7 protein-coding genes are annotated in these 4915 nt (G+C 60.0%); 4 read left to right on the forward strand and 3 right to left on the reverse strand.

Translation table 11 applies throughout. The annotated features are described in order from the left end of the window. The 4 genes from ABX749_RS21755 to ABX749_RS21770 all read left to right on the forward strand — a co-directional run. On the forward strand, positions 1-1374 hold a 1374-nt coding region (locus ABX749_RS21755; RefSeq protein ID WP_372897833.1), incomplete at its 5' end, for a 2-oxo acid dehydrogenase subunit E2. Positions 1375-1768: 394 nt separating this feature from the next. After that, entirely contained in the window at positions 1769-2620 is an 852-nt protein-coding gene (locus ABX749_RS21760) for a MotA/TolQ/ExbB proton channel family protein (RefSeq protein WP_145222028.1), read from the forward strand. Then, a complete protein-coding gene (locus ABX749_RS21765) occupies positions 2617-3054 on the forward strand; it encodes a biopolymer transporter ExbD (protein WP_095742184.1) in 438 nt (145 codons plus the stop codon). The genes ABX749_RS21760 and ABX749_RS21765 overlap by 4 nt, the downstream gene beginning before the upstream one ends. Next, positions 3051-3530 (forward strand): biopolymer transporter ExbD, encoded by a 480-nt coding sequence (locus ABX749_RS21770; RefSeq protein ID WP_259635494.1) that lies wholly within the window; start codon positions 3051-3053, stop codon positions 3528-3530. Before ABX749_RS21765 ends, ABX749_RS21770 begins: the two co-directional genes overlap by 4 nt. A 270-nt stretch (positions 3531-3800) precedes the next feature. On the opposite strand, the gene ABX749_RS21775 is transcribed toward ABX749_RS21770, so the two are convergent. The 3 genes from ABX749_RS21775 to ABX749_RS21785 all read right to left on the reverse strand — a co-directional run. Continuing rightward, positions 3801-3959 carry a hypothetical protein gene (locus ABX749_RS21775; RefSeq protein ID WP_372897834.1) on the reverse strand — a complete coding sequence of 53 codons (159 nt, stop codon included), beginning with the start codon at positions 3957-3959 and terminating at the stop codon, positions 3801-3803. 204 nt (positions 3960-4163) lie between these two features. Continuing rightward, positions 4164-4406 (reverse strand): BON domain-containing protein, encoded by a 243-nt coding sequence (locus ABX749_RS21780; protein ID WP_372897835.1) that lies wholly within the window; start codon positions 4404-4406, stop codon positions 4164-4166. A gap of 329 nt (positions 4407-4735) precedes the next feature. After that, positions 4736-4915: hypothetical protein (locus ABX749_RS21785; RefSeq protein WP_372897836.1), on the reverse strand; the 180-nt coding region annotated here is incomplete at its 5' end.

The raw sequence follows: 4915 nt of genomic DNA on the forward strand, positions 1-4915 counted from the left end.
GAGACGGACAAGGCGACCGTCCCGGTCCCTTCGTCGGTCAGCGGAAAGGTTTCAAAGATCGCGGTCAGCGAAGGGGACACGGTGCCGATCGGTGGCGTGTTGATCGAAGTCGAAGCCGAATCGGGCGCCGCGGCACCGGCCGCCGAACCCGCTCCGGAAACCCCCAAGGCGGAAGCACCCCAGGCAGAACCGCCCAAGGCTGAAACGCCGGAACCACCGGCCCCGGCCGCGTCGACGCCCGCTCCTGCCGCGGCGACCCCCGCCCCAGCGACTCCCGCTCCCGCTGCCGCAGCACCGCCGGCCCAAGCACCCGCACCCGCACCCGCTCCTGCTGCTGCACCCGCTGCGTCGGCTGCGGCACCGGTCGAGCCGGCCGATTCCGATGGCGAAGGCGGCGTGATTCCGGCCGGTCCGGCGGTCCGTCGCTTTGCACGCGAAGTCGGCGTCGATTTGGCGCGGGTGACGGGAACCGGCGAGGGCGGACGCATCACGCGTGACGACGTGTTGGCGGCCGTTCGTGCCGCCAGCCAATCGGCGGGCCAAGCCGCCGCCAGCCAGGCTGCCGCGGCAACACCCGCCGCCACCCCAGCGGCGCCCGCCGCCGCCGCCGCGGAACCGGCGGCCGCCTTGGGGTCCGACCGACCCGGCACGCCGGCGATGGATGACTTCGGCTCGATTCACGTCGAACGAATGAGCAAGATTCGTAAGACGATCAGTAAACAGATGCACGCCAGCTGGTCGAACGTTCCCCGGGTGACCAATTTCGATGACGCCGACATCACCGAACTGGAACATCTTCGCCAGACCAGCAAGGACGACTACGCCAAGCAAGGTTTGAAATTGACGACGATGCCGTTTTTGATCAAAGCGGTTGCGACGGCCCTGAAGCATCACCCGGCGATCAACGCGACGATCGATCAAGAAAACGAGCAGTTGATCTACAAAGACTACGTCAACATCGGCATCGCCGTGGATACCGACCGTGGCTTGGTCGTCCCGGTGATGAAGGATGCCGACCGGATGAGTGTTCCCGGTGTGACGCGAACCCTGGCCGAAATGGCCGGCAAAGTGCGCAGCGGGCAATTTGCCGTCAACGACCTTCGCGGCGGATCGTTTACGATCAGTAACTTGGGTGCGATCGGCGGGCAGTATTCCACGCCGATCATCAACATCCCGGAAGTCGCGATTCTGCTGGTCGGCCGCAGCCGCAAGCTGCCCGTCGTGATGCCCGACGATTCGATCCAGCCGAGATTGATGATGCCGCTTTCGCTTTCCTACGACCATCGCCTGGTCGACGGCGGCACCGCAGCACGGTTCCTCAATGACGTGATCGGCCTGTTGGAAGCGCCCAGCCGTCTGCTGCTGGCATTCTGATCTCCATTTTCGATCCCGTTGGTGACATTGGGGGAACGAGAGTTCCCTAGTGGTTTAATGCTTCATCCACCCCGCCCAAGACGATGGGGCGGGCATCGGACGCTGCGGGGTTTTGCGAGCCGTGCCGACTAGAGCGGCAGCGGCTAGCGCGAAACTGCGGTTTCCGGCAGGATGTTGACCGGTGATTGAGCACGTCTGATAGACTATTCTGTTCTAAGGTCGTGTCGTGGCGCCGTCGGGCTTCTCTGTGTGCGCCCCGAGGCGTCGTTTGCCCACCACTATCCCATCAAGTTTCCAGCTTTTCTTTCGGAGATTGTCGTTGATGACCAACGTGTATGGCCCGCTCCAGGTACTTGGGCTCCCCAGCCGATCCAGTGTTGTTGTCAAGGCCGCGATGTTGATCGTCACGGTCCTGTTTTGCGTCTCGGGGCCGGTTGGAATGGCGGTGGCTCAAGACGAGGCAATGGATGAATTCGCCGACATCGCCGGTCCCGGCGAAGAGGCCGCGGCGCCGGCCGCTGATCCCGCCGGCGGCGGAGGCGTCATCGGGGATGGAGCCGCGCCCGGAGGCGGAGGCGGAGGCGGGGATACAGCGCCGCCCCCATCGGATTCGCTGCTGACCTGGGTGCTCGATTCACTCGGCTACACGTATTTGATCATCTTCCTGCTGCTGTCGGTCACACTGGTTTCGCTGTTTGTGATGAACATGCTGGCCGCCCGCCGCGAGACGCTGTGCCCAAATGAACTGATCGAAAGCTTTGAAGAGAAACTCAACGCGAAGCAGTTTCAGGAAGCCTACGACATGGCTCGCACCGACGAATCGGTCCTCGGCCAAGTGCTCTCTGCCGGCCTGGCAAAGATCTCCCGGGGCTACAACAAAGCGATCGAAGGGATGCAGGAAGTCGGTGAAGAAGAGAGCATGAAGCTCGAGCACCGATTGAGCTACATGGCACTGATCGGAAACCTGAGCCCGATGATCGGCCTGTTCGGGACAGTTCAAGGGATGATCGCATCGTTCCGCGTGATTGCCACCAGCCCGCAAACACCCAAACCGGCTCAGCTTGCCGAAGGGATTTCGACCGCGTTGTTCACCACCCTGGTCGGCTTGGCCGTCGCCATCCCCGCCATCGCGGCCTACAACATCTTGCGAAACCGGGTCGCGCGGTTGCTGTTGGAAGTCGGGGTGCAAAGCGAAAACTTGATGAGCCGTTTTGAAGACATTCAACCCGGAGGCGGCGCGCAGTGAAGGTCAAGTCCAAGAAGCCGAACCTGGCCGAAGGCGATTTGACTCCGATGATTGACATGACGTTTCAGTTGATCGCGTTCTTCATGGTGCTGATCAACTTTTCGCAAACCGAGTCAAACGAACGGGTCGTGTTGCCCAGCAGCCAATTAGTCAAGCCGCCGGAAAAGCCGCTGGAGTTTCCGATCATCTTGCACGTCGCCAAAGACGGCGAGATCATTCTTGGCGGCGACAGCTACACCACCGAAACGCTCAGCACCGGACTGCGCCGTGAACTGGCCGTCTTGAGAGCCGAAAAGAAATCACCCAAGGACGCCAACGTGATCATACGTGGTCACCAAGACGTCGCGGCCGGCCAGGTTCAAGAGATCATCCGCGTCGCTCAAGATCAGCAACTTGAGCAATTCGCGCTGCGCGCCAAGGAGGATCGATCATGAGAATGCGGCATGAGGTCGAGCACGAAAAGAACGAGTTGAACATGACCAGCATGATCGACATCGTGTTTCTGTTGCTCGTGTTCTTTGTGATGACGTTCAAAATCGTCGAAATGGAAGGCGACTTCACCGTCCGGATGCCCTTGGCCGGTGACAGCAATGCCACCTCCGACGTCACGGACCTGCCACTGAAACTGCGTCTGCGGGCCGACAATGATGGCAAATTGACATCGATGTCGCTCAACGAAATCAATCTCGGCACCGATTTCACCAAGCTCCGCGCCAACGTGATCGGCTTGGTCGGAACCGATGAACCGGCCGAAGATGACGATGGCCCCGAGATCGAAATCGATACCGATTACAACCTTCGCTATGCCTACGTGATCCAAGCGATCACGTCGGTCAGTGGCTACCGAGACGATACCGATCAAGTCGTCAAATTGATTGAAAAAATCAAGTTCGCCAAGCCGCGACGCTAAGCAACGAGCGGGCGATGGCTGTCTCCGGTCGCGTAGCTGCCGTCGCCAGACGGCGGCCTAAGGGCGGCGGGCTTGGAGACAGAGGAACGGCAGAATGATGGGAAGGCAGAATGATGGCGTAGCCCGTGATTCTGGATCCGCGGACTCAATGGACAGCACATCATTCTGCCCCGTATTATTCTGCCAATTCAAATCATCCTGTCATTCCGCCACCTAGGACACGTTCGCGACGAGTGTCTGGCCCGCATTGCATTGCCGTCGGACGCGGGTTTAGATCGACAATCGCAGTCGTGAGACAGCGGGGCGACGGTGTGGATCGCGACTGGTGGCGAGCAGCGATTCCGCTCGATCCATCAACTCCGATTCGTCATTGCTGCTGCCGGTGGTGTCGGTGGCCCGGAAATCACCGTGGCAATGTCCGCAAGTCATGCTTTTCCCGAGGCAGTGGATGGGGATCAAGCTTTTGCGTCCACAGATCGGACAAGTCTTGCAGAACTTCAGTTGAGGCATGCGATCACTCCGTTGTTTAAAAAACATCGCTGAACGAGACGCCGCGGGAATTCGCAAAGCGTCGGACAGCGCAAACCCGAGACAAAAAACGAGACACGTGCGGTGACGGACGAGTTCGGTCCATCACTTCGGGACGATCACTCGCAAGCGGTTCTCGACCGGCGCTGTCGCGTCGACCTTTCGTACAATTTCCTGTGCCAATTGTTTCAGGTAATACGATGTCACTCGCCCTGACAGCACGATTCGTCCGTCGCAGTAGTCACATGCGACGTTGGCGAGTTGGGTATGACCACTTTCGCCGAGCGTCCGCAGCAAGATCTGTCCAAGCTCTTCCTGTTGCGTTTGTTTGAAGTCACTCTCTAGCACCGTTGGTTTCTGCTCCTTCATAAGTGGCGCGCATAACATCATCATCTCCTTGCGTGAATGAGTCGTTACCGCAGCGAAGCCGATTCGACAGCAAAGCCGGTCATGCTGTTGGGCGAAACGGTTGCCCGTTTTGCTACGGCCAGTTGATGAACTCTCCAGGGACTACAATTTCCCAAGGTGCCCGGATCATCAGGCGCAAGAATCTTTCTTTGATGAGAGAATCACGATTGGTCGCCAACCGCGATTGGGCCGATTCTAGAGTATGCCCAGTCGCCGTCAACTGAAGAGACTTTCACTATCGTCGAATTCAACCCAGAACAAGTGACGTTCTAGCAAAGCGCATGGTAGCGGAACGGCGCGAGCCGTCCGGTGCCGCCGCAAAGCGGCGCGAGGAGATCGCAGGGCTTGCGCCCTGCCGCTAACAGGGGAACGAAGCGCATGGTAGCGGAACGGCGCAAGCCGTCCGGTGCCGCCGCACGGCGGCGCGCCGGACCGGAGGGCTCGCGCCC

The organism is Stieleria sp., from assembly GCF_041595215.1.
Lineage (GTDB): Bacteria > Planctomycetota > Planctomycetia > Pirellulales > Pirellulaceae > Stieleria > Stieleria magnilauensis.